The organism is Pedobacter sp., from assembly GCF_037719805.1.
Lineage (GTDB): Bacteria > Bacteroidota > Bacteroidia > Sphingobacteriales > Sphingobacteriaceae > Pedobacter.
On record NZ_JBBJLZ010000004.1, the window covers coordinates 158,406 to 182,187 of the forward strand.

General features: G+C 42.5%; 18 protein-coding genes, 1 tRNA gene and 1 other RNA gene. 5 read left to right on the forward strand and 15 right to left on the reverse strand.

Features of this window, described 5'->3' with window-relative positions:
* Positions 1 to 103 precede the first annotated feature (103 nt).
* A complete protein-coding gene (locus tag WKF66_RS13840) occupies positions 104 to 880 on the forward strand; it encodes a restriction endonuclease (RefSeq protein WP_489675060.1) in 777 nt (258 codons plus the stop codon).
* A gap of 257 nt (positions 881 to 1,137) precedes the next feature.
* Here the strand turns inward: WKF66_RS13840 and WKF66_RS13845 are convergent.
* Positions 1,138 to 1,210 (reverse strand) — tRNA-Lys (locus tag WKF66_RS13845).
* A 134-nt stretch (positions 1,211 to 1,344) separates the two neighbouring features.
* A complete protein-coding gene (locus tag WKF66_RS13850) occupies positions 1,345 to 2,175 on the reverse strand; it encodes an alpha/beta fold hydrolase (protein ID WP_489675061.1) in 831 nt (276 codons plus the stop codon).
* Between the two features lie 137 nt (positions 2,176 to 2,312).
* Here WKF66_RS13850 and WKF66_RS13855 point away from each other — a divergent pair, with 137 nt between their 5' ends.
* Positions 2,313 to 2,852, forward strand: a complete 540-nt coding sequence (locus tag WKF66_RS13855; RefSeq protein WP_489675062.1) for a D-glycero-alpha-D-manno-heptose-1,7-bisphosphate 7-phosphatase — start codon at positions 2,313 to 2,315, stop codon at positions 2,850 to 2,852.
* Here the strand turns inward: WKF66_RS13855 and WKF66_RS13860 are convergent.
* The 4 genes from WKF66_RS13860 to ffs form a co-directional block, all read right to left on the reverse strand.
* Positions 2,849 to 5,281, reverse strand: coding sequence for an ABC transporter permease (locus tag WKF66_RS13860; protein WP_489675063.1), 2,433 nt, complete (start codon positions 5,279 to 5,281; stop codon positions 2,849 to 2,851). The two genes, WKF66_RS13855 and WKF66_RS13860, sit on opposite strands and share 4 nt — an antisense overlap.
* Before the next feature lie 217 nt (positions 5,282 to 5,498).
* Complete coding sequence (gene fsa / locus WKF66_RS13865) at positions 5,499 to 6,170, reverse strand: fructose-6-phosphate aldolase (RefSeq protein ID WP_489675064.1); 672 nt, start codon at positions 6,168 to 6,170, stop codon at positions 5,499 to 5,501.
* A gap of 111 nt (positions 6,171 to 6,281) precedes the next feature.
* Positions 6,282 to 7,136, reverse strand: coding sequence for a 3-keto-disaccharide hydrolase (locus WKF66_RS13870; RefSeq protein ID WP_489675065.1), 855 nt, complete (start codon positions 7,134 to 7,136; stop codon positions 6,282 to 6,284).
* Between the two features lie 114 nt (positions 7,137 to 7,250).
* Positions 7,251 to 7,350: signal recognition particle sRNA small type (gene ffs / locus WKF66_RS13875), an RNA gene on the reverse strand.
* A 592-nt stretch (positions 7,351 to 7,942) separates the two neighbouring features.
* Between ffs and gltB the strand changes: the two genes are divergently transcribed.
* Entirely contained in the window at positions 7,943 to 12,454 is a 4,512-nt protein-coding gene (gene gltB / locus WKF66_RS13880; protein ID WP_489675066.1) for a glutamate synthase large subunit, read from the forward strand.
* 3 nt (positions 12,455 to 12,457) lie between these two features.
* Positions 12,458 to 13,924, forward strand: a complete 1,467-nt coding sequence (locus tag WKF66_RS13885; protein WP_489675067.1) for a glutamate synthase subunit beta — start codon at positions 12,458 to 12,460, stop codon at positions 13,922 to 13,924.
* Positions 13,925 to 14,137: 213 nt separating this feature from the next.
* Here the strand turns inward: WKF66_RS13885 and WKF66_RS13890 are convergent, their stop codons facing one another.
* The 4 genes from WKF66_RS13890 to WKF66_RS13905 all read right to left on the reverse strand — a co-directional run bounded on the left by WKF66_RS13890 (position 14,138) and on the right by WKF66_RS13905 (position 17,061).
* On the reverse strand, positions 14,138 to 14,431 hold the full coding sequence (locus WKF66_RS13890) for a GIY-YIG nuclease family protein (protein WP_489675068.1): 294 nt from the start codon (positions 14,429 to 14,431) through the stop codon (positions 14,138 to 14,140).
* 32 nt (positions 14,432 to 14,463) lie between these two features.
* A complete protein-coding gene (locus WKF66_RS13895; RefSeq protein WP_489675069.1) occupies positions 14,464 to 15,120 on the reverse strand; it encodes a YdeI/OmpD-associated family protein in 657 nt (218 codons plus the stop codon).
* Positions 15,121 to 15,219: 99 nt separating this feature from the next.
* Complete coding sequence (locus tag WKF66_RS13900) at positions 15,220 to 15,750, reverse strand: RNA methyltransferase (RefSeq protein ID WP_489675070.1); 531 nt, start codon at positions 15,748 to 15,750, stop codon at positions 15,220 to 15,222.
* Between the two features lie 159 nt (positions 15,751 to 15,909).
* Positions 15,910 to 17,061, reverse strand: a complete 1,152-nt coding sequence (locus tag WKF66_RS13905) for a galactokinase (RefSeq protein WP_489675071.1) — start codon at positions 17,059 to 17,061, stop codon at positions 15,910 to 15,912.
* 132 nt (positions 17,062 to 17,193) lie between these two features.
* Between WKF66_RS13905 and WKF66_RS13910 the strand changes: the two genes are divergently transcribed.
* Complete coding sequence (locus WKF66_RS13910) at positions 17,194 to 18,234, forward strand: aldose epimerase family protein (RefSeq protein ID WP_489675072.1); 1,041 nt, start codon at positions 17,194 to 17,196, stop codon at positions 18,232 to 18,234.
* On the opposite strand, the gene WKF66_RS13915 is transcribed toward WKF66_RS13910, so the two are convergent.
* From WKF66_RS13915 to WKF66_RS13935, 5 genes are all read right to left on the reverse strand, one after another.
* Entirely contained in the window at positions 18,231 to 18,875 is a 645-nt protein-coding gene (locus WKF66_RS13915; RefSeq protein WP_489675073.1) for a DUF6266 family protein, read from the reverse strand. The genes WKF66_RS13910 and WKF66_RS13915 overlap by 4 nt on opposite strands.
* 288 nt (positions 18,876 to 19,163) lie before the next feature.
* Positions 19,164 to 20,228 (reverse strand): histidine kinase, encoded by a 1,065-nt coding sequence (locus tag WKF66_RS13920; RefSeq protein WP_489675075.1) that lies wholly within the window; start codon positions 20,226 to 20,228, stop codon positions 19,164 to 19,166.
* 3 nt (positions 20,229 to 20,231) lie between these two features.
* The gene (locus tag WKF66_RS13925; RefSeq protein WP_489675076.1) at positions 20,232 to 21,323 is read right to left on the reverse strand and encodes a sensor histidine kinase; all 1,092 of its coding nucleotides are present in this window, start codon (positions 21,321 to 21,323) and stop codon (positions 20,232 to 20,234) included.
* A 59-nt stretch (positions 21,324 to 21,382) separates the two neighbouring features.
* The gene (locus tag WKF66_RS13930) at positions 21,383 to 22,318 is read right to left on the reverse strand and encodes a sulfite exporter TauE/SafE family protein (protein WP_489675077.1); all 936 of its coding nucleotides are present in this window, start codon (positions 22,316 to 22,318) and stop codon (positions 21,383 to 21,385) included.
* 90 nt (positions 22,319 to 22,408) lie between these two features.
* The gene (locus WKF66_RS13935) at positions 22,409 to 23,779 is read right to left on the reverse strand and encodes an MATE family efflux transporter (protein ID WP_489675078.1); all 1,371 of its coding nucleotides are present in this window, start codon (positions 23,777 to 23,779) and stop codon (positions 22,409 to 22,411) included.
* Positions 23,780 to 23,782: the final 3 nt, after the last annotated feature.

Here is a 23,782-nt window from a genome sequence, read left to right on the forward strand (position 1 = left end):
AAGAAATAATACGATCCCGTGTATCGTAGTTTTCATCAGATTATAGAATCCTCGAAACCAAAAGTCGACCATACATATTTAATGTATATTTTTATATTAACTAATGAATGCTCAGGAAAAGACAAATTTGATTAAGAACATAGAAAGTTTTGAAAACTGTATGGATGAGCTTTCTCCGCAGGATGCGGAGCTCATGCTTGTTGCTATCCTTACGCCTCTTCTTGGTTCGGAGGGGTATGATGTAAACTATCAAGGCGGTATTGGCGACCAGGGAATAGACTTACTTGCTTCCAAAGGAGAAACTAAAGTGGGTATAGAATATAAGCATTTCAAAGCGAAGTTGGGTGGCGATGCGATAAGGAATCTAGTCGGTGCAGCTGTTTTGAATAGTTTTGATAAGATGATTTTGATTTCTAAATCCGGTTTCTCTGAACACGCAAAAAGATTAGCAAATGTTGTCGATCCAATATCTGTTGAGCTGATAGACATTGATGGACTTAAGCATTGGACATCCAAGATTGAAGCGAATTATGATGAGTCGGAAGTTATCCATGTTATCCGTTCCTGTACTCAGAAGATTATTGAACTTATTACAAGAAGTACCAAAGCTTTAAGCGAATTAGAATGGAGGGATTTGGAAAGGGTGATTGCTGAAGTATTTAGTGGTATTGGTTTCGATGTTGAGTTAACTCCATCTTCAAAGGACGGCGGGAAGGATGTTATACTAGAATGTATTTCCAAAGGTACAAAAAAGACTTTTATAATAGAAATTAAGCATTGGCGCAGCGGCCAGAAAGTCGGTGAAAAAAAAGTGCGTGAATTTGTAAAAGTCTTGGCTACACAAAGTTCTTTTGTCTTTTCATGTAGAAAAGTAGGCTAAAATTGGCCTTCATAATCTAGCAATTAAAGGTTAAACAAAGATAGGTTTGCGACTAAAATTCTACAAGATGTACAGTTTATACGCCTGAATAATAATCGATTATGCTCCATTCGGTGAGTCAATTTTGAACCTTTTGCGTTACTCACCGAATCACTTACCAAAGTTTTGTGAATTCATGCGATTTTTGGCAGTCCATGAAAGCAAAAACCCTGCTAATCTCTCGATTGCAGGGTTCTAACCTTTGAAACTTTGTCTTGTGATCCCGCTGGGATTCGAACCCAGGACCACTACATTAAAAGTGTAATGCTCTACCAGCTGAGCTACGGAATCAAAGTTCTTTTGAGGAACTTTACTTCAAGCGTTTCCGTTTGAAGTGGTGCAAATATAGAAGTCCATTAAGTAATCTGCAAATTATTCTTTTCGAAATCACTTACCGTACTGATTGTTAGCCTAATTAATTATTCTTAGCCGAGAAAATTCAATAATAATTGGTTTAATTCGTCCTTATGAGTCAAGAATAAGCCATGTGGAGCGCCCTCCAAACGGTAGTATGCCGCATTCGGAAGTTGTAAAGATGTCAACTCACTCGTTGCTTTGATCGGAACCGTTTTGTCATCATCTCCATGTACAATCAGCACCGGAATAGTAATGGTACTCAAATCAGTCCTAAAGTCGGTTTCCGAGAAAGAACGAACACATTGTGCTGTGGCACGCGGACTAGCTACAATGGCCATGTTCCACATCCAGGTCTGGATCTCCTGGCTCACCGGCTTATTTAAAACACCTTCGCTAAAGAACTGCTTCCCAAACTCTGCCAGAAATGCTGGTCTGTCTCTATGGATGTTCGCAACGATCTCATCAAACATCTCGCGGGGAACGCCTTCTTCATGGTCTTCTGTTTGTACCAATAGGGGAACCACCGTGCTCACTAGAACCGCTTTAGCTACTCTTCCTGAGCCATAACGACCAAGGTACCTTACTACTTCACCACCACCCATCGAGAAGCCGACAAGGGTCACTTCCGTTAAGTTCAATGCCAATAGTACTTCATGTAAATCATCTGCCAGGGTATCGTAATCGTAATTGTCCCATGGTTTGTCCGACTGCCCGAATCCTCGTCTGTCGTAACTGATGCAACGGTAACCTGCTGCTACCAAAGCATTCACCTGGTATTCCCACATCTCGTGCGATACCGGCCAGCCGTGGATCAGTACTACGGGTTTACCGGTTCCCAGGTCTTCAAAGAAAAGGTTTACAGAATTGCTATTCTCAGCGTTCTTTTTAATGTATGGCATATTTGATTTTGTTTATGTTATTTAATGAACAGACAGCCTACCTTAATTGTTTATTCGGCGACTATCCTTCGCTATATTTATAATATATCGCCATATTTGGCTGCAATAACGAAAAGGTAAGATACAAAAAGAAGCATATGAATAAAGCTATATTTCTGGATAGGGACGGTGTGTTAAATCATGAGATCTACGATTACATCACCAGGGTTGAAGATTTTGAGGTACTTGAATACCAGATTCCCCCACTGAAAAAGTTGTATGATGAGGGCTATATGTTGATCATAATCACCAATCAGGGTGGGATAGCGCTTCAACGTTATACAGAGGAGGAGCTTGCTGAGATGCATGAGATTCTTTTCGATAAGTTCGAGGCCCTGGGTGCAGTGATCACTCACGCTTACTATTGTCCGCATCACCCATCGGTTGGCGGAGAATGTCCTTGTCGCAAACCCGCCTCCGGTATGTTATTCGATGCAATCGCTGCTTATGATATCGATCCTTCACTTTCCATTATGATCGGTGATAAACCCCGTGATGTAGAAGCAGCGAACGGAGCAGGGGTAAAGGGCATCCAGATCGTTCCAGATGAGCAAATCGATTATCATCTTGTTAAACGTGTGCTCTGCGGTACGGACATGATCACTTTTTCTGAAGCGATAACAAACCAAAGCAGCTAGTTGTACTTCAATGCATTCACCGGGTTCATCATCGCTGCACGATAAGCTTGGTGGCTCACAGTAAGCACAGTAAGCATCACGGAGATCAAGGCTGTTCCTGCAAATATCAGGTAAGGCATATCGATTCTATACGCGAAGCCAGACAACCAGTTGTTCATCAGAATGTAGGCGCCTACAAATGCAATACCGTTTGCGATGATCACCAGCACGACAAACTCTTTGTTTAAGAGCTGCAGTATTCCCGTTGTTGATGCTCCCAATACTTTCCTGACCGCAATCTCACGGGTTCTGGTCTTGGCGTTATAGGCTGCCAGCGCAAACAGTCCAAGTAGGGCAACGATCAAAGTGGCTGTGCTGAAGATCGACATCAGCTGTCCTTGTTCCGTATAGGACTTAATGTTTTTAGCGAAAGACTCGTCTACCCACTTGTAACGCATCGGGAAGCCTGGTTCAAGGGTTTTCCAGAGGGATTCCACCTGGCTAAGCGTTTCCTGCGGATGTTCTGTTTTGATGCGGACGAGTACATTGCTATAGTAAGTGAAGTTCCGGTTGAGGAAGAAATGCATTGGCTTTACTTCTTTTTCGAAACCCTTGTCGTTAAAGTCTTTTACCACTCCAATGATGGTGTAGTTCATATTACTTCGTTTGTAGACCTTGCCAACCGGATCTTCTATACCGAAAGCTTTGACTGCTGCCTCGTTGATTACCGCATGGTCTGTGGTATCTGAAAAATATCTTTCTCTGGTGAAATCTCTTCCTTCTTTGATCTTAATGCCCAGGGTTTTGAAGTAGTCAAAGTCAATGAAGTAATCGTTGATGATGCCCTGGTTTTCTTTATAGCTGGCATCTCCCATGGAGGAGTTGTTTGTCCATGGATCCAGACTGGTCCGCGTTACTTCGGATACCCCGTCAATCTTCTTAAAACGTGCTCTGATCTGTTCAAATTTGTCGGCCTCTAGCTCGTTAAACTTAGCAGTCTGCAGGTTTATAGACAACACCTGGTCTCTCGTCATACCAATATCGCGGTTTCTCATGTAATTCAACTGGTTGTACATGATGGCAAAGCAGATGATAAATGTACAGGTAATGACGAACTCCGTGATCACTAAGATTTTTCTAACGAAGATTCCTTTAGCGCTTCTTTCGAAATTGCCTTTCAAGACTTTTACAGGAAGGAAGCCGCTGAAATAGATCGCTGGATAGAGTCCGGCGCTTAAGGTTACGATGGTAAACACAAGAAGCACTTGCGCCATTATGGACCCGAGGTTGCTCGCTCCGAAAAAGCTTATTGAGGTGCCTAAGGTGCTGTTGAAATAGGGTAGAAGTAGTTCAACTAATACCAAACCTACCAGGAACGCAACAGTTGTTTGCATTAAGGTTTCGAACAGGAACTGTCTGACGAGGCCCTGCTTGTCAATTCCGAGTACTTTCTTTACCCCGATCTCTGTTGCTCTTTTACCCGCATGGGCGATGGTGAGGTTGGTGAAATTAATGCAGGCAATAGCAAGCAGAAATATCGCCAATCCGGAGAGTACATACAATGTTGCTCCTTTGCTTTTGCCGCTGAAGGCGGAGCCCAGGTGAATATTTCCCACTGGTTCAAAGATAAGTTTCATGGAAGAGCCTTGTGCAGAGAGGATCTTGTTTGCCTCTGCTTCAGTAAGCAAGCCTGGTGCCGTTATCTTTTTGGAGTCTTTCACAGACCAACGTGCTTTAGCGTCCAGAAAAAGCCTCCGCACTTTGGTAATTGCCGTTTGCGGATCAACGCCATCCTTGACTTTAAAATAGATAAGGTGACTAAAGTTGCCCCAGTGCTCCATATCAGGAGGTGCCAGGTTGGTAAATACCTCGGCTTGCAGGTGACTTGGATTCTTGCGCTCATCCCACACTCCCTTGATTAAAACGCTTTTATCTTCTGTGCCGAGGGATATTGATTTGCCTATTACTTCTTCCGTTCCGAAAATCTTCAATGCTGTTTTTCGATTGATGATGGCGGTGTTGGGATCATGGAGCGCTTTCTTCACATCACCCACGATGAAAGTAAAGGGGAAGCTGCTGAAGAAGCTGCTGTCGGCGCTTACAATGTCAACATCGTAAAAGAACTCTTGATCTTTCTTTACCAGATTTCCACCACCCTGACTACCCGAGATGCTTTCTATCTCAGGCGCCTTCTCTCTAACAAGTTTTACCAAACTGTAAGGCATCGTTTGCCAGGTCTCATCTACGTTTCCTTTTTTGAAACTAACGCCAACTTTGTATACCTGTTTTAGTTCGGGCGACCATTTATCATAACTTGTCTCCTTGTTGATATAAAGCAAGATGATGATGAATCCGGTAAGGCCCAGCGCCAGGCTAATCACATTGATAAACGAAGTGCTTTTGCTTTTCCAAAGGTTCCGCAATGCTATTTTCAGGTTCAGTCTAAACATGGTGTTGTATTTATCGTTGTTGTCTAGCTGATTTCAAAGCTGGTGCCAATGGATTTGTGTTTCGCTTGTTTACTGTTTATCAATTGATTACCAATTTCCTTGTTTTATTTCTGTTCAATTATGAACAGCTGCTGTGCAGTACTGAACAGAGATTCTTGCACAAAAAAAGAAGTGGTAACGATCTTCTCATTACCACTTCTCCATTAAATTATATCGCCTACTGTTGTGTTAATGATGCAGCAGCTTTTTTGTGATCTGATAAGAATGTAGCTAGTCCGTTATCAGTTAATGGGTGTTTCAATAATCCAAGAATTGCTGATAATGGTCCAGTCATCACGTCTGCGCCTAATTTAGCACATTCAATGATATGTAACGGTCCACGGATAGAGGCAGCTAAGATTTGTGTAGTGTAACCGTAGTTGTCAAAAATGGTACGGATATCTTCTACCAGGTTAAGTCCTTCAGAACCTATATCGTCTAAACGACCAAGGAATGGAGATACATAAGTAGCACCTGCTTTTGCAGCTAAAAGCGCCTGACCAGCAGAAAATATTAAAGTACAGTTCGTTTTAATTCCTTTTGAAGAGAAATATTTGATCGCTTTAATCCCGTCTTTGATCATCGGAACTTTAACAACGATCTTCGGATTTAAAGCAGCTAAAGCTTCACCTTCTGTGATGATCTCATCATAAGTAATGGCAATAACTTCCGCACTTACGTTATCGTCTACGATATCGCATATAGCTCTGTAATGTGCAGCGACGTTTTCTTCACCGGAAATTCCTTCTTTAGCCATAAGGCTTGGGTTAGTGGTTACACCATCTAAAACACCAAGGTCTTGTGCTTCTTTGATCTGGTCCAGGTTCGCGGTATCAATAAAAAATTTCATGCTTATTTAATTTAAGTATTTACTAATTAACAATATGGCTAATTTAGGTATTATGTAGTTAAATTACAGAGCCAGGTGTCTGTTTAATTTCATTTTATCCTTTTTCTCTGTCTACTGTTTAGCAACCCTTTTTACAGCCATAAGTTTTTCTACAACTTCTTTTAATTTCTTTGGATCATTTGCGTATTGCTCCAGATTGATGATCTCTACTTTTCTGAAGTCTATCGGGTGACTTTCGCTTTGTAGGGAGATCGTGCCGCTTTTTAATAAAGCACCTTCTTCTGCACCGCCAACAGGATCTTTCTGTGGTTGTTGATATCTTAATACTTCCTCGCCGTTTACGTAATGTACAACGGCTGAATCACCGAGCACGAGTACTTCGGCGCGTACCCATTGGTCTCCGTTGAAAGTAGGAGAGTTGGATTCCACACAGTGTGTTTTGATAACTTTTCCATGCTGAACGTACTGAGTGCCAGGAGTGCAAACGTTACAGGTTGGGCGTTTTCCTTTACCAGTACCACCTAACAGCTGAACTTCAATAGAATTTGGGAAGTCCTGTTCTTTACCCATTGTCTTTGGATCTTGTCCGTGGATCATGATTCCGCTGTTGCGAAAAGCCCATCCTTCACCACCAATTGCTTGATCTCCAACGAAGCGGTATTCCACACCTATAAGGTAATGCGAATATTGTTTTTTGTAAAATAGATGTCCGTATTGCTTGTCAAACTCTGTGTACTTATCATAGCGGACTTCTAATTGTCCTTTTTCTATACGGAACGTATTGTTGTAGTTGTCGTTTAGATCGTGTTTCCTGATTTTTATGTCCCAGCCTTTTAGGTCTTTCCCATTGAACATTTGCTCCCATTTGGGGAGGGGAGGTGTTGGCATTGTACTTCCCATAAATAGGATGGGAGCAGTAATGATGATCGCTGCCTTAAGTAAAGATGATTTAAAGTTTAGTTTCATTGCGTGTGTTTATATTCGACTAATTTAGGGAATATAAGACCAGATAAGCAAGAAGATGTTTTTTTGAAATGTTGTTGGGGTTTAGTGCTCCATTTTTACTTATAGGAAAGTAAAAATGGGCAAGCACCTCTTATCGCATCGCTACAACTTTCTACCCTTGCTTCGTTCCCGACCTGGGGGAGTTCAAAAGGAGCTGATCGTAAAAGACTTGCCCGGGACAAATGTAGCAATAGAATTGAATTCCCAAAAGGGAGAAGCGCTTTTTTTTGCGGTTTGAAGGATGTTGGGGTGTAAAGCGGTGATCAGCAAGGAGATGATTTTTGAGAGAGGGCGCGTAGAGCGATGGTTATGGCCGGTTCGGTATAGCCGGTTCGTTATGGTTCGCTCGTTATGGCCCGTTCGTTATGGTCTGTTCGTCATGGGCCGGTCGTCATGCTGAATTTATTTCAGCACCTCAGAGTAGTTAATACACTTGGCAGGGCCGAGGTACCGGCGTCCGCCGGCATGACGGGGCGGTGACGCACGACACGGCGGTCACACATGACGTCGCTGTTACCCATCACCGCGCGATTACACATGACTGGGCGCTCCCAACCCCCCTTACCTTCTAATCATTCTAAATAACGCTAATCACAATCTCGCAATAAATTAACCGTTATATTGTCAATATGTCAACAGGTTATCCCTACATTTCCAAACTACTGCCTGTATTTTAAAAAGACTGCCATTATTATAATACGTCATTTTTTATCCTTAACTTAGTGTTACAAATACACTACAACCAAACCAATAACTAAACGAGACTTATGGAACTAAACCAGGAGAACCAAGGGTTATACGACCAGCGTTTTGAGCACGACGCATGCGGTATTGGCTTTGTTGCCCACATCAAAGGCAGGAAGTCACAGCAAATCATTTCGGACGCAATAACCATTCTTGAAAATCTTGATCACCGCGGAGCCTGCGGAGCGGAAATTAATACTGGCGATGGTGCCGGTATCATGATCCAAATACCTCACGAATTCCTGTACGACGAATGCCTAAAAATAGGTTTTAGTCTGGAAGAGTCTGGTAACTACGGCGTGGGTATGTTATTCTTACCCAAGGATGTGAGAGCAAGAGAAGAGTGCAGAGAGATCATCTATCGTGCTGCTGAAAAGCTTAACCTTGAAGTACTAGGCTTCAGAAAAGTGATTACCAATACAGAAGGTATTGGAGATATGGCACTTTCTGTAGAGCCCGAAATGGAGCAAGTATTCATCGCGAAACCTAATGCCGTGGCTGCAGGTGCCGATTTCGAACGCAAGCTCTATGTATTCAAGAATTACCTGTTAAAAACGATCAATAATACAGTGAAGGGCATTAATGGCGATTTCTATATCGCTTCGTTCTCTTCCAGAACCATTGTATATAAAGGTCAGCTGACTTCGCTCCAGGTTAGAACTTACTTTACAGAACTTAGCGACAAACGTGTGGTTTCGGCATTTGGCCTGATCCACTCTCGTTTTGCTACCAATACTTTCCCTTCCTGGAAATTGGCTCAGCCGTTCAGGTATATCGCTCACAATGGGGAAATCAATACATTACAGGGTAACCTGAACTGGTTCCGTGCTGGTGTAAAGTCGTTTGCATCGCCATATTTTACGCCGGAAGAATTGAATATTTTACTTCCGGTAATCGATGAGACCAACTCGGATTCAGGATGTTTGGACAATGTTGTCGAGTTGCTATTGCACTCCGGTCGCTCATTGCCTCATGTGTTGATGATGCTGATCCCAGAAGCGTGGGATGGTAACGAGGACATGGATGAACTTAAACAACATTTCTATAAGTTCCATGCTACTTTGATGGAGCCTTGGGATGGACCAGCTGCTGTGTCCTTTACTGACGGAAACTTGATTGGTGCTACTTTAGACAGAAACGGATTACGTCCGCAACGTTACGCCATTACGGAAGATGATATCGTAATCATGGCTTCTGAAGCTGGTGCTTTGGCATTAGACCAAAGTAGGATCATTGAAAAAGGTCGTTTAACGCCTGGGAAGATGTTCGTTGTCGACATGGAGCAAGGTCGCATCATCTCTGATTCAGAAATAAAAGAACAAGTTTGTAGCCGCAAACCTTACGGGGAGTGGATCAATAAATACCAGATCAGACTGGAAGAGCTTCCTGAGCCCCGTGTGGTTTTTAGTGGGCTTTCCGAAGAATCTATTTTCCGTTACCAACAGGTATTTGGTTACAGCAGGGAAGATATCGACCTGGTGCTTAAACCAATGGCTGTTGAAGGTAAAGAAGCGATTGGTTCAATGGGTACTGATATTCCATTGGCAGTTCTTTCTCAAAAACCGCAACATCTTTCTTCTTATTTCAAGCAACTGTTCGCGCAGGTAACTAATCCTCCAATCGATCCGATCAGGGAAAAAGTGGTGATGAGTCTTGCAGGATTTATGGGTGCTAACGGGAATTTATTAGAAGAAGCTGCAATGCAGTGTCACTGTGTCGGCATCAAACACCCGATATTGACGAACAAGGAACTGGAGAAGCTAAGAAGTATAGATACTGGTGTATTCCAATCTAAAACGCTTCAGACGTATTTCAGGGCTGACGGCAAGCCAGGTTCTATGTCTAAAGGCATTGAACGTTTATGTCGTTATGCCGTTGATGCGGTTGAAGATGGCTTCCAGGTGATCATACTTTCTGATAGAGCTCTGGATTCTGAACATGCTGCGATTCCTTCTCTATTGGCTGTTTCTGCAGTTCACCATCACCTGATCCGTAAGGGATATCGTGGTGCTGTGGGTATTGTAGTGGAGGCTGGTGACGTTTGGGAAGTGCACCATTTTGCGACTTTGATTGGTTTTGGTGCAACAGCGGTTAATCCGTATTTGGCTTTAGAAACAATTACTGGTTTCGAAAAAGAGGAAAATGTACCAGCTGCCAAATTGATTAGTAACTATATCTATTCGATAAACGGCGGATTGTTAAAGATCTTCTCTAAAATGGGAATTTCTACTTTACAGTCTTACCATGGTGCACAGATCTTCGAAATCTTAGGGATCAATAAGACGGTAGTAGACAGGTACTTTAGTGGTGCTGTATCAAGAATAGGTGGATTAGGATTAGACGAGATCGCTCGCGAGACTTTGATCAAACACAACAGGATATTTAAGTTGGCAACTCGTCCGGATACTATTCTTCCGACAGGTGGTAAATACCAATGGAAACGTAAGGGAGAGCAACATTTGTTCAATCCTCAAACAATCCATTTGTTGCAAAATGCGACTCGTAAGAACGATTATAATACGTACAAACAATACGCTAAACTGGTTAATGAGCAGACGTTACAAGCTTACACGATTAGAGGTCTGTTTGAATTCAAATACAACCGTCCTGCTGTTCCAATATCTGAAGTCGAGCCGATAGAGAATATCCTTAAGCGCTTTGCAACAGGGGCGATGTCCTTCGGTTCCATATCACATGAGGCCCATTCTACACTGGCAATTGCCATGAATAGGATTGGTGGAAAGAGCAATACTGGAGAGGGGGGTGAAGATGAATTGCGTTATGAAACATTGCCAAACGGCGATTCCATGCGTTCTTCTATTAAACAAATCGCTTCTGCACGTTTCGGAGTAACCAGTTACTACCTAACTAACGCAGATGAATTGCAGATTAAAATGGCTCAGGGTGCTAAACCTGGAGAGGGTGGACAATTACCGGGTCACAAAGTGGATGATTGGATTGCAAAGGTTCGTCATGCTACACCTGGCGTTGGTCTGATCTCGCCTCCGCCTCACCATGATATCTATTCTATTGAAGATTTAGCACAGCTGATCTTCGACTTGAAGAATGCTAATCGTGCTGCGAGAATCAACGTTAAGTTGGTATCGAAGGCAGGTGTTGGCACCATTGCGGCAGGTGTAGCGAAAGCACATGCCGACGTAATTTTGGTTTCAGGCTTTGATGGTGGTACAGGTGCTTCACCTTTAACCTCTATCCAACATGCTGGTTTACCATGGGAACTAGGTTTAGCCGAAGCACACCAGACACTGGTTAAAAACAGATTGAGAAGCAGGGTAGTTCTTCAAACTGATGGACAGCTTAAAACTGGTAAGGACATCGCGATCGCAACTTTACTAGGTGCAGAAGAATGGGGTGTAGCAACTGCTGCATTGGTTACTGCAGGCTGTATCATGATGCGTAAGTGTCACTTGAATACTTGTCCTGTTGGGGTAGCTACTCAGGATCCAAATCTTCGAAAGTTATTTACCGGTGAGGCTGATCATGTCGTAAATCTATTCTATTTCCTTGCGGAAGAGCTTCGTGAAACTATGGCTGAGCTTGGTTTCCGTACGGTTCAAGAGATGGTTGGTCAGTCGGACGCCCTTGGTGTTCGTGCTGTAGCAGCGGAAGACTGGAAACAGAAAGATCTTGATTTGTCAGCGATCTTATTTAAAGCACCAGACAATGGTTTGAGTTTATATCAAACGGAAGTACAGGATCATGGATTAACAGACGTTCTTGATCACGATCTGATCAAAGCGGCTCAGCCGGCATTGGCAAGTAAAGAGCCAATTTACGCGGAGTTTGCTGTTAAGAACACCAACCGTGCGATAGGCACAATGCTATCTAACGAGGTATCCAAAGTATATAAGGGTCAAGGACTTCCGGCCGATACCATAAACTTTAAGTTTAAGGGTTCAGCTGGTCAGAGTTTCGGTGCATTCGCTGCAAAAGGTATTTCATTGCAACTGGAAGGCGAGGCGAATGACTATGTGGGTAAAGGGTTATCCGGAGCTCGCTTGTCGATCTATCCTTTCGGTAACGTGAAGTATGTCCCAGAGCAAAATATTATTTTAGGTAACGTTGCGCTATATGGTGCTACCTCTGGTGAATTGTTTGTTCGCGGACAAGCTGGAGAGCGCTTTGCGGTTCGTAACTCAGGCGCGACATCAGTTGTAGAGGGTTTAGGAGACCACGGTTGTGAATACATGACTGGCGGTGAAGTACTCGTCATTGGCAGTACAGGCTCCAACTTTGCGGCCGGTATGAGTGGTGGAGTCGCCTGGATCTACGATTCGAAAGGTGATTTCGCTGGAAAATGTAATAAGGAGATGGTTGACCTTGATCCGCTCGATGAGCAGGATGAATTGCGAATCAATCATTTATTAAAAATGCATGTGAAGCTGACTGATAGTAACTTAGCTAAGTTCTTGTTAAGTGATTGGGCAACTCAATCTGCACATTTCATCAAGGTATTCCCTAAAGAATACAAAGCAGTTTTATTAAGTAAAGCAAACCAACTAACAATATCTTAGGTAATGGGAAAAGTAACTGGATTTTTAGAATATGACAGAACGGCTCCTGCAAAAGAAGATGCAAGAGAGCGTTTAAAACATTATAACGAGTTTGTTAAGACCTTTGGGGAGGATCAAATAGGTAAGGAAGCGGCCAGATGTATGGACTGTGGCGTACCATTTTGCCAATCCGGTTGCCCATTGGGTAACGTTATCCCTGAATTTAATGATGCGGTGTACTCAGGGGACTGGCATTTGGCATCGAGTATCTTATTGAGTACTAATAACTTCCCAGAATTCACCGGAAGAATTTGTCCAGCTCCATGTGAATCTGCATGTGTATTGGGAATTAACAGATCTCCTGTTTCCATTGAAGAAATAGAGAAACATATTATTGAAATTGCCTTCTCTAAAGGCTATATCAAAGCAGAGCAACCACTGATTCGCACCGGTAAGAAAGTAGCGGTAATTGGCTCTGGTCCAGCGGGTATGGCTGCTGCAGCTCAACTTAATAAAGCTGGTCATGAAGTGGTAGTTTATGAACGTGACGACACGCCGGGTGGATTATTGAACTACGGTATACCTGACTTCAAACTTCAGAAGGATGTAGTTCGGAGACGTATCGCTTTAATGGAAAAAGAAGGTGTGGTGTTCAAGTGTAACTCAAACGTTGGCGTTAATGTTGAATTAAACACGTTATTAAGAGAATATCAATCGATCGTTTTAGCCGGTGGCTCTACAATTCCACGCGATTTACCTGCGCCAGGCAGAGATGCAAACGGTGTTCATTTTGCAATGGATTTCTTGAAACAACAGAATAAACGTGTCAGGAACTTTGATGTTGGCGGTGAACCCTTAACTGCGACTGGTAAAGATGTGATCGTAATTGGTGGTGGTGATACGGGATCTGACTGTGTGGGTACTTCAAACCGTCAGGGAGCGAGGTCGGTCATGCAGTTTGAGATTATGCCGATGCCATCTTCTTCCCGTACTCAAAGTATGCCTTGGCCAACATATCCAATGGTGCTTAAAGTGACTTCATCACATGAGGAAGGTTGCGAAAGAGGGTGGGGAATCAATACGAAAGAGTTTATAAAAGACGAAGAAGGTAACCTTAAAGCCGTCAAAGTGGTTGATGTACAATGGGAAATTGATTCGTTTGGCCGACCGTTGAACTTCAAAGAGACACCGGGAACCGAAAGAGATTTACCTTGTCAGTTGGTACTGTTAGCAATGGGTTTCTTACATCCTCAGAAAGAAGGATTAATCGAGAAGCTAGGAGTAGAGCTTGATGCTAGAGGTAATGTGAAAGCAGAAGAAGGAAAGTTCCAAACGAACATCGCTAAGATCTTCGCCGCTGGTGATATGCGCAGAGGACAATCGCTAGTAGTCTGGGCGATATCTGAAGGTCGTGAAGCCGCAAGAAAAGTAGATCAGTACTTAATGGGACATAGCAGTTTGCCGTCGAAAGATGGGATACCATACGCGTAGGAAGGTTTTATTTACGAAGCGGGTGTCGATGTTTGAGTTGACACCCGATTTTTTATGTGCTATCACCCGTCATCCCGGCGTAGGCCGGGACCTCGGAGTAATGCACTTTTTATGGTCGAGGTGCTGAAATAAATTCAGCATGACGATCGTTTATACAACGTATTACGATTTTTAGCATGACGATTTCAGCATGCGGAGTCGATCACCACCAACCTATTCCAGTTCGTCAAACAAGTCTTTCCAGCTTGGGTTCTCTGCGTTAATCAGATTGATCTTCCAAGCTCTTCGCCAGTTTTTAATTTGCTTTTCTCTTGCAATAGCCTCTTCGATCGAACTAAACTGCTCATAGAAGATCAATATTCCACAATTGTATTTTGCGCTAAAAGACTCTGGATAAAACTTTTCTTTGTGTTCTTTAATCCTAAAATACAATTCGGAAGTTACTCCCGTATAAAGCACAGTGTGCACTTTGTTAGTTAAAATGTAAACGCAGCCGCCTCTGTCCATAAACGAACCTCGACGTTTTAAAACTATAAATTTTACCTGGTTGTCGGGCTTTTCTTCTCAATCGACAACATCTCGATGGTTTTTTGAAGCCTGTTAACCCTTGTCGCCTCTTGTTTTGCGGTTAAAATCCACAATACATATTCTTTCTGGTGCGAATATGCTAACTCCTTGAAAAACACAGCAGCATTAGGGTGCTGCAAAAACATTGTAGATAAATCTGCTGGTGGATAAACTTTCTTATTGTCGACATCAATGAATTCTGAAAACTCATTTGCTTTAATCTGCGTGTTTCCAACTCCCGATGATTTAACATCTAAGATGGGCTTAATTCTGAGTCCCGTCCAGGTGTCATCTATAGATGCAGAACCACAAGGGCTTAACTGGTATTGATCCAACTCCTCCCATTTTGCCATCTTAAGATCTGTAGGTACGCCTGACGATTTCTTTGGATAGGCAATCCAAACGATTACTTCAAAAGTGATTTTGGAAGCCCAGGTGTTTAAAGCCTCTTTCAGCTCTGTGGAGTTTTTGACAAAGAGGAGAAGCGCATTAAAGGGTTCAGTAGGATTATTGATGAGCGTAATAGAAGAGGTATCTCCGAGTAATGACAAACCTTGTTCTGGAAGATTTCCGATAAGCACCTTGGAACCCGGTTTTAGGTACAGTTTCTTAAGCAATGCGTTTTCCATGTTCGATGAGTCTGAAGTAGGCTAAAGTAGCAATTTAAATTTTGATGCAAAGGCAGGGAATGAGATACCGGCCATCGCCGGCAAGACGGTAGTTTTACGTCAGAGCCTTAGCTTTGCGAAGAAATCCCAAAGCACGATACCCGCTGCGATAGTGATGTTGAAAGAATGCTTAGTTCCAAATTGAGGGATTTCTATGCACTTGTCTATTTCTTTCATGACCTCCTCGTCGACGCCGTTCACTTCGTTGCCTAGTATTAAAGCGTATTTTTGATCTTTATCGGGCATGAAGGTGTTGAGCATTGTACTGTTAGAAGCTTGCTCAACGGCGAGGATTTGATACCCATCACTTCTAAGCGTAGTTATGGCCTGTAATGTGGTCTCGAAGTACTTCCAATCGACCGATTGTGTAGCACCTAGTGCGGTCTTTTCAATTTCCCTATGCGGAGGTTGGGCCGTAATGCCACACAAAACGATGCTTTCGATGGAAAAGCCATCAGAAGTCCTGAATATAGAGCCGATATTATGCATACTCCTTACGTTATCTAGCACGACAACTACAGGAAGTTTCTCCTGGTTCTTGAATTCTTCAATTGTGACTCTGTTTAACTGGTCAAGCTTTAATTTTTCCAATAGGTAATGGATTTATTTGAAGTGACATTTTCACTATCGTCGCGGTGAAGACCGGGACCTAAGACTGGGTGGCGTTTCAGGAGCGAGGTCCTGAAATAAATTCAGGATGACGATATCTATAAAGACTGATGACGTCAACAAATAGGGAGCATAAGCAATTTAAATTGCACTTGCTCCGTTGCCGATTTCGCTGAAGTATACGGTTGTTGAGTAGCCTATACGTTCTGTATAATACTCCGCAAGTTCCTTTTCGAAATCTTCTTCATACCCCTTTTTCAGCAAAGCGATAGCACATCCGCCGAAGCCAGCTCCAGTCATTCGCGCGCCGATCACGTGGTCATAATCTCTGCAGAAATCAACAACTGTATCAAGTTCAGTTCCTGTAACTTCGTATAGATCTTTCAACGATTGATGAGAAGCATACATCAGGCGACCAAACTCTTCTAAGGCACCATCATTTAATGCTTTCGCCGCAAAATTAACACGATCGTTTTCTTTAATCACATGCGTTGCACGCTTTAATACAGTTTCATCTTCAATAAGGTGCTTGTGCAATGCAAACTTCTCATAACTGAGCTCGCAAAGATTATTCAGCTTAATTTCCTTATTTAAGTCGGCTAAGGCCTGTTGACATTCCGCAACTCGCTCATTATACTTTGACTCCGCAAGTTTCCGTCCTTTATTTGTATTTATGATTGCAAGCTTATAATCTCCAAGTTCACAAGCAACAATTTTGTATTTAAGGGTATCGCAGTTTAAAACGATTGCTTTATTTGCCTCGCCAAAAGCAACTGCGAACTGATCCATAATGCCACAGTTCACGCCTATAAACTCATTCTCTACCTTTTGTGAAAGCAAAGGGATTTGTATGCGCTCTAAACCAAGGTTGAAATAGTCGTTCAATGCATAAGTCATCACTACTTCAATGGAGGCAGAAGATGACAAACCCGATCCAATAGGAATGTTACCATAGAAAAGCATGTCCAAACCTGTCGGGATTTCATGGTCTTTCAACAACTCATTAAATACGCCCAACGGATAATTGTACCACTCTGGACCAGTTTTGATATATTGTTTTTTCAACTCAATAGCGGCCTCTTCTTCGAAATTCAAGCTTTTGAAGCGAAGCATCTTATCATTATTAGGCGCGATAATTAGCCACGTTCCTAAAGTAATCGCACAGGGCATTACCAACCCACCATTATAATCAATGTGTTCTCCAATCAGATTTACTCTTCCTGGTGTGAAATAATTTGCCGTCGCCTCCTGGTTAAACTTCTCAGAGAATTTTTTGGTTAATTCCGCTTTCATTGCAATTCTTTAAATTAATGTTTTAGTTTTATACAAGTATTGACAGTTAGCTATCGATACCAGAATCGGTCTCTAATATACAACTATGTACCGAATCGCGTAAGTTCATTCCATAAAATTTATAGTAAAGAGATGAAGACTAACTTAGTAAGAACAGGTAAAGCCATAGACGGTAAAGAAATTCTCGGCATAGAATTGACGAACACTAAGGGCAGTTACGTTAAAATATATAACTACGGTGCTATTGTGAACAAGTTTATCGTAACCAATGCCCATGGCGAGAAACAGGACATCGTACTAGGATTCGACGATATAGACGAGTATGTTGATCAGGAATACCTGGACGACTGTCCATATTTTGGTGCAATAATCGGTCGTTATGCCAATCGGATTAAAGGCGGACAATTCAGTATTGATGGCGAATCTTACCAGCTTTACACAACTGCAGATGGTAATTCCTTACATGGAGGAAAGGCTGGCTTCGACAAGAAAGTATGGGAAGTACTGTCGACGATAGACCCAAGCGTCACCTTACAGTATATCAGTCCGGCCGGCGAGGAAGGTTATCCCGGTAATTTAACTGTACAAGTGACTTTCAAACTTTCTGATGAGGACGAATTGATCATGGATTTTAAAGCATCAACAGATGCGCCAACTGCTGTTAACTTAACACATCACGGATATTTTAACCTTGCGCCGAACGGTGGGTCTGTTGGCAGTCATGTTCATAGAATTGCAGCCAGTAAATACTTAGAACAGGACGATGCCTATACCGCTACCGGAAATGTATTAACCGTTGAGGAAACAATCTATGATTTCCTGGGACCAAAACCGATTGGGCAAGATTGGGATCCGACTGAGGGTTACGACCAATCGTTCATTTTAGACAAAGCATATGGAGCAATGGGCCTGGCTTCGGAAACTACCGAAGCGCAAAGCGGCTTGAAATTATCTGTTTTTACAACAGAACCTGTCGCTCATTTTTATACTGCTAAGTATACTGATGTGAAAAATGGCAAGGACGGCAAGCATTATGCGCCCTTTAGTGCGTTCTGTATAGAAACGCAGCACGCACCAAACGCGATCAATATTCCTGAATTCACTGGCACTTTGTTAAGACCGGGCGAGATATTCTCGCAAACGACGATTTATAAAATAGAGCACCTGGGTTAGTTCAACCTACCCAGGTACTTGCTGGTTGCCACCAGAGTTCTATCTGCAGAAACAAACGACAAATAGACTTCCGCGCGAGATGTTCGGTATGGATCGGGCAATTCAACAAGCTGGGTTTTTATTCTGCGCTCAATGCCGTAAAAAAAGGATATTGACTCCTCAAATTCGGGGTAATGGAGTAAGATCATCGTCTGGTCAAAGCCGCTTACTGTTGAGTCTTCAACATTGTATGTCCAGTTAATAATTATTCCAGCTGCATCAGGGATGGCCGTATTTACCAGTGGCATTGGCAAATCGCCAGTACTGATCTGGACTTTCAGATAGTCAATTTCGATACTAGGATATTCCCCCTTCAAAGCGTGCAACTTGTGATAAGAAGTTGCAAGGTTGTGATAGTTTAGCCTGGTGCCATGGGCTTTTTGTCCATAACCTGCCTTTAATAAAGGTTGAATACTATTTAAAAAGTTAGCCGTAACAGCCATTCTTTGACAGTTTACCTTCTGTAAAAAGCTGAGATCTTCAAACTTAATTTCCTTTGTCCGCTTCATTTTCAAGACGTTTTGACCGTTTAGAATGTAGCTGATATTGTTTCCTACAGAACCGATTACCTGACCCTGAGGTCCATTAATTAATTTACCCATGTTTTTTATTTTAATTCAAACTGAACCTCTGCTAATTAAATTAATAAACCAACTTATCCCTAATATTTATTCATGTTTGCTTCTTCCTTTGAAAAGGGTTGTTAAACCGTTGGTAAAGCATCTCTAGGGCCGTGAGCCCTACCAACGCCCTAGCAAGGCCCTAGCAACCCCCTAGCAACGCGCTGGAAACCACAAATAAATGCAGTGTCTCGTCCGGAAATAGCTATACACTATTACCTGTATTTCTCCATTAAGTTGATGACGGGGCTTATAAAAAAAGGGATGGTTCTACGCCTCTTGCTGAACCGGTAGGGTTAGACTGATCAGGCAACGTTCCTCCTCACAATTTTCAAAGTGAAATTGGACGCTTCCTCCATATAACTGTTTATAATTATCTCCATATTCCTGAAGGTCTGCAATGAGGACTGGGTTGGCACGAAGGCTATAGTCCATTTCCAACAGTACACTTTCTTCTTCAATCAAAAGAATCATATTCAGCACAACAGGTTGATTGGAATGTGTCTTACAGAAAGGTTCTAAAATATTAACAAGTGCCAAAGGTGCAATTGACTTATCTCCGGGGTCTCCCTGTGTTTCCAGGTTGATGGTCAGGTTATTTTTATGCTTGTTTAAGTCTATGAAATGAATAAAGCTGTTTAAAGCATCAAGCTCTTCCTTCAATTTTGCACACTGTATGTGCTTGCTGTATAGACGGTACCTTAAAAGATCTGAAAAGGTAAGAATCGCCTCAGGGGTACTTTCCACCTGGTCTGCAGCCGATTGTTTCAATTGGGCCAAAGATCTCATTAAGAAATCAGGACTGATGTTTGTCTTCAGCATATCAAGTTTTACTTGTTCAATCTCCTGCTGTTCTTTCTCCATTTCAGAATCCGTGTGTCCTTCTTCGTTCTTTTCCATAAAGAAAAGCATCATAGAGAATATCAGGAAGTTAAGTAAGTAGTTACTTAAGTTCAAGACATAAGAGGCTATGAAACTGGGATTGGTATTTCTCCGGATACTTAAATGGACAAAGGTTTTATTGAATACTACATCAATTGCGGGTATAATTAAATAGGCAGCTAATACGATTGACCAGAATAAGACGTTTTTATTTCGCTTAAAAAAGTAGGGGATGAGGTAGAGACAATACGTATAGAAAAAGAACGCGATCAGGAGATTGTCCAGGAAAAAGTGATTGAAAAGAACGGACGCAGTGATCGGTACTTTGACCGCTAATAAAGTGCCGACAACGAGCACCCAGATCCAGTAACCAACATGCGCAACCCAGCGGTACCTTGCGAAATATACCAGCCGGTTCTTATTATTGATCTCTAATTCTACAATGTCTGCCATGCGCTAGAGGTTTATGGAAAGGTCTACTTCGAATCTGTCTTTTAGGCTATTGATGGCCAATTCATGTCTTAGCGGATACAAAATCTCCAGCCTGCGCTTCACATTTTTCAGCCCAATACCGCCTTTATATTCAGTGATCGCCTGGCCTACCTGGTCAAACGGCTTACTGTTTTGAAGTTTAAAGTGGATGAAATCTTCCGAAATATCAATTTGGAGGTTGATCCATGACTTTCCAAAACTCGTCTTGGTGCCATGTTTAAACGCATTCTCCAGAAAGTTGATCAACAGCAGAGGCGCGATCTTCTGAAGGCCAATCTCTCCATTAATCTGAACAGAAACTGCACACTGGTCATCTCTGTGCCTTAATTTCTCTAACGCAATATAACTGTCTGTGAATTTAAATTCATTTTCGAGTGGAACAAGGTCGGCTTTGCATTCATAAAGCATGTAATGTAAAAGAGACTCCAACCTTTCAATGATTACCTCTGTTTGCCCTGACTTTTTCATGCTCAGTGCATAAATGTTATTCAAAGTATTGAATAGAAAGTGCGGGTTGATCTGAGACTTCAAAAAACTACTTTCGAGGGCAATCTTTTGAGTTTTGTACGCTTGTAACTGCTTTAAGCTTTTTTGCTGGTCGTAGATGTCAACAAAATAGTAGAAGGCGATGAAGACACATAAAAAGAACAGATAACTCGGATAATGCCTGATTAGAAGATGTGAAAAGGTGTTGGTTTCAGCAGTTTGAGGAAGGGTAACTGACTTCAAGATCACTGTAAGGGCCACTACCAACACCAGGTACCAGAAAAGGATTCCGCCAAGAAGAGAGAACCAATAGGTATACTTGTTTCGTTTTTTGGAAAGCGGTACTACGAAGAACAAAAAAGTATAAGCAACGAAAAAAAACACAAGAAATCGCATTAAGAGAACGGCGAAGAGCGTGTTGTTGTCGTAAACCGGCTTTTTTAAGTTTGCGTTACTGGTATAGTTCAAGTAAAACCCAGCAAATAAAATCAGCCAAAAGACAAGATGAAGAACCCACCTATAGTTTTGAAATGTCCGGAAGGCGTGTTGTTTAAGTGTTGAGTTTGCCATCTGCGTTACCGGCAAATTTATCCATTAGTTTGAAAATAACTAAGGATTTAACATTTTTATCACATTTTTGAAATGGACATCCAGATGGTCCGTAAACTAGAGATAATAACGATAGCCGCCACGCCGATAAACATCTTTTTAATTGGTAGTTTACCGACAAGTTTCGCTGCTATTGGTGCTGCGAATACTCCTCCGATGATCAATCCTAAAATGGATCGCCAATGACTCACGCCGAGGATGAAGAAGAATGTAATTGCACTGGCCATGGTCACGAAAAACTCCGTTAAACTGACCGAACCGATCACGTATTTGGGAGTACGTCCTTTGGAAATTAGCGTTGATGTAACGAGCGGGCCCCAGCCACCGCCCCCAAAGGAGTCCAAAAAGCCACCGGCACCTGCAAGCCAACCCGCACGTTTCACTTTTTGTGGCTTTTGTTGCTTCTTAAATGCGTTGGATAGTATTCTAATTCCCAGTAGAAGCGTGTAGAACGATATAACGGGTCTAATCCATTTCGAAAATTCTTCTCCGGCATAGCCGAGCAATAATGCCCCTGCAATTGCGCCCAGGACACCCGGGATAAGTAGCGTTTTGAAAAGCTTCTTGTTTACGTTTCCAAAACGATAATGGCTGAAGCCGGATGCTCCACTTGAAAACATTTCGGCGGTATGAATGCTCCCGGAAATCACTGCTGGATTGAGTCCGCCGGAGATAAGTAAGGTCGTTGAAATTACGCCGTATCCCATACCCAGGGCGCCGTCTACGAGTTGCGCGAAGAAACCGACAAGTAGCATGTAGTAAAACTTATCATCAAGCTGGGCGTAGAAATCCTGGCCAAAAGTTTTAACGATATCGTAGGATAGATAGGTATAGGCAGCGATTCCAAGGAAGAGCGCAGTAAGTATAAACAAGCAGATGTAAGCTATTTTTCTCCATTTGCGTTCCTGGTATGTGTTATCAACTGTGGTCGTTTCCTCTGTATCGGGGGTAATCATATATTAGTCCTAGAGATTTAGTAGGCAATATTAGAAGAAGTTATTGGATAATCAAATTTAAAGTAGAAATAAATGGGGCGGGGGGGGTGTTTATGCTGCTTTACTTACTTCTCTTAGCAGTCTGGTCTTCTGTTGGAACCTGAAAAACAGCAGCACTGAAGCGGTTAGTAACCCAAACGTCAGGCCATACCAGATTCCATTAACTCCCATATTCCAGACTATTCCTAACAGGTAAGCCAGGGGTATGCCGATGATCCAGTAGGCTACAAACGTGATTACCGTAGGGATGTTCACATCACCGACGCCTCTTAAGATACCTAAGCCTACCACCTGAGTGCCATCGAACAGTTGAAAGAATCCGGCAATGATAAGGAGCTGAGCTGCAATGCCTATCACTGCCTGATCGTTAGTATAGATGTAGGGCAGCAGACCATTCGCTAAAGTAAAGAACACTGCAGTAACCGCCATAAAAACAATGATCACATGGTAGCTAGCAATGGCTGATCTTCTAAGATCTAGGAAGTTTCCCTTGCCAAGATTGTTACCAGTTTTAATGGTTGCTGCAGATGCAATGCCACTAGCCATCATATAGGTTACCGCGGCAAGGTTTATTGCTACCTGGTGAGCTGCCTGTTCTATCGCTCCAATTGTTCCAATTAAAATTGCCGCACCACTGAAGGCGCTAATTTCAAATGAGTACTGCAGCGCTACCGGAGCACCTATTTTAATGATCTTTAATGCCCGGATCCGGTCGATGAAAGTCACCCGGAAGCTTTGAATATATTTTTTGAAGTGGACGGAGCGCATCACATAAGTGGACATCACAATTGCCATAAGTATCCGGTCGACAAGTGTACTTAAACCTACTCCTTTAACTCCCATTGGAGCAATGCCAAACATGCCTCTGACAAATATCACTCCCAATATGACGTTGATGACGTTCCCCCAAATGGAGATGTACATCGCCTGTTTTGTAAAACCAAGTCCTTCTGTAAACTGCTTAAACGTTTGAAAGATCATCAGCGGTATGATAGAAAACCCAAGATAGGCGAGGTAAGGTTTAGCATAGGCGACAACTTCGGGCGATTGACCAATATGATCTATGACGAGTAAGGAGCCAAGTTGCACAAGGGCATAAAGTATAATAGATGTTATAAAATTAATGATCAAGCTGTTCGATAGTAACTTTCCACACTCGTCATAATTTTGACTGCCGTTTTCTCTGGCAATTAGGGGCGTGAGTCCATAAGATAGCCCCATACCCAGCACCAGGATCAGCATAAAAATACTGTTTACAAGAGAGACTGCGGCGAGCTGGATGGTGCCCGCAAAGTGACCTACGATAACGCTATCTGCTAAATGAACAAGCGTATGTCCGAGTTGGGAAACCACGATTGGCAAGGCAAGATGCAGGTTATCCTTATAGTAAGGTTTGTATTTATTGAAAAAAGTGCTCAACATTTT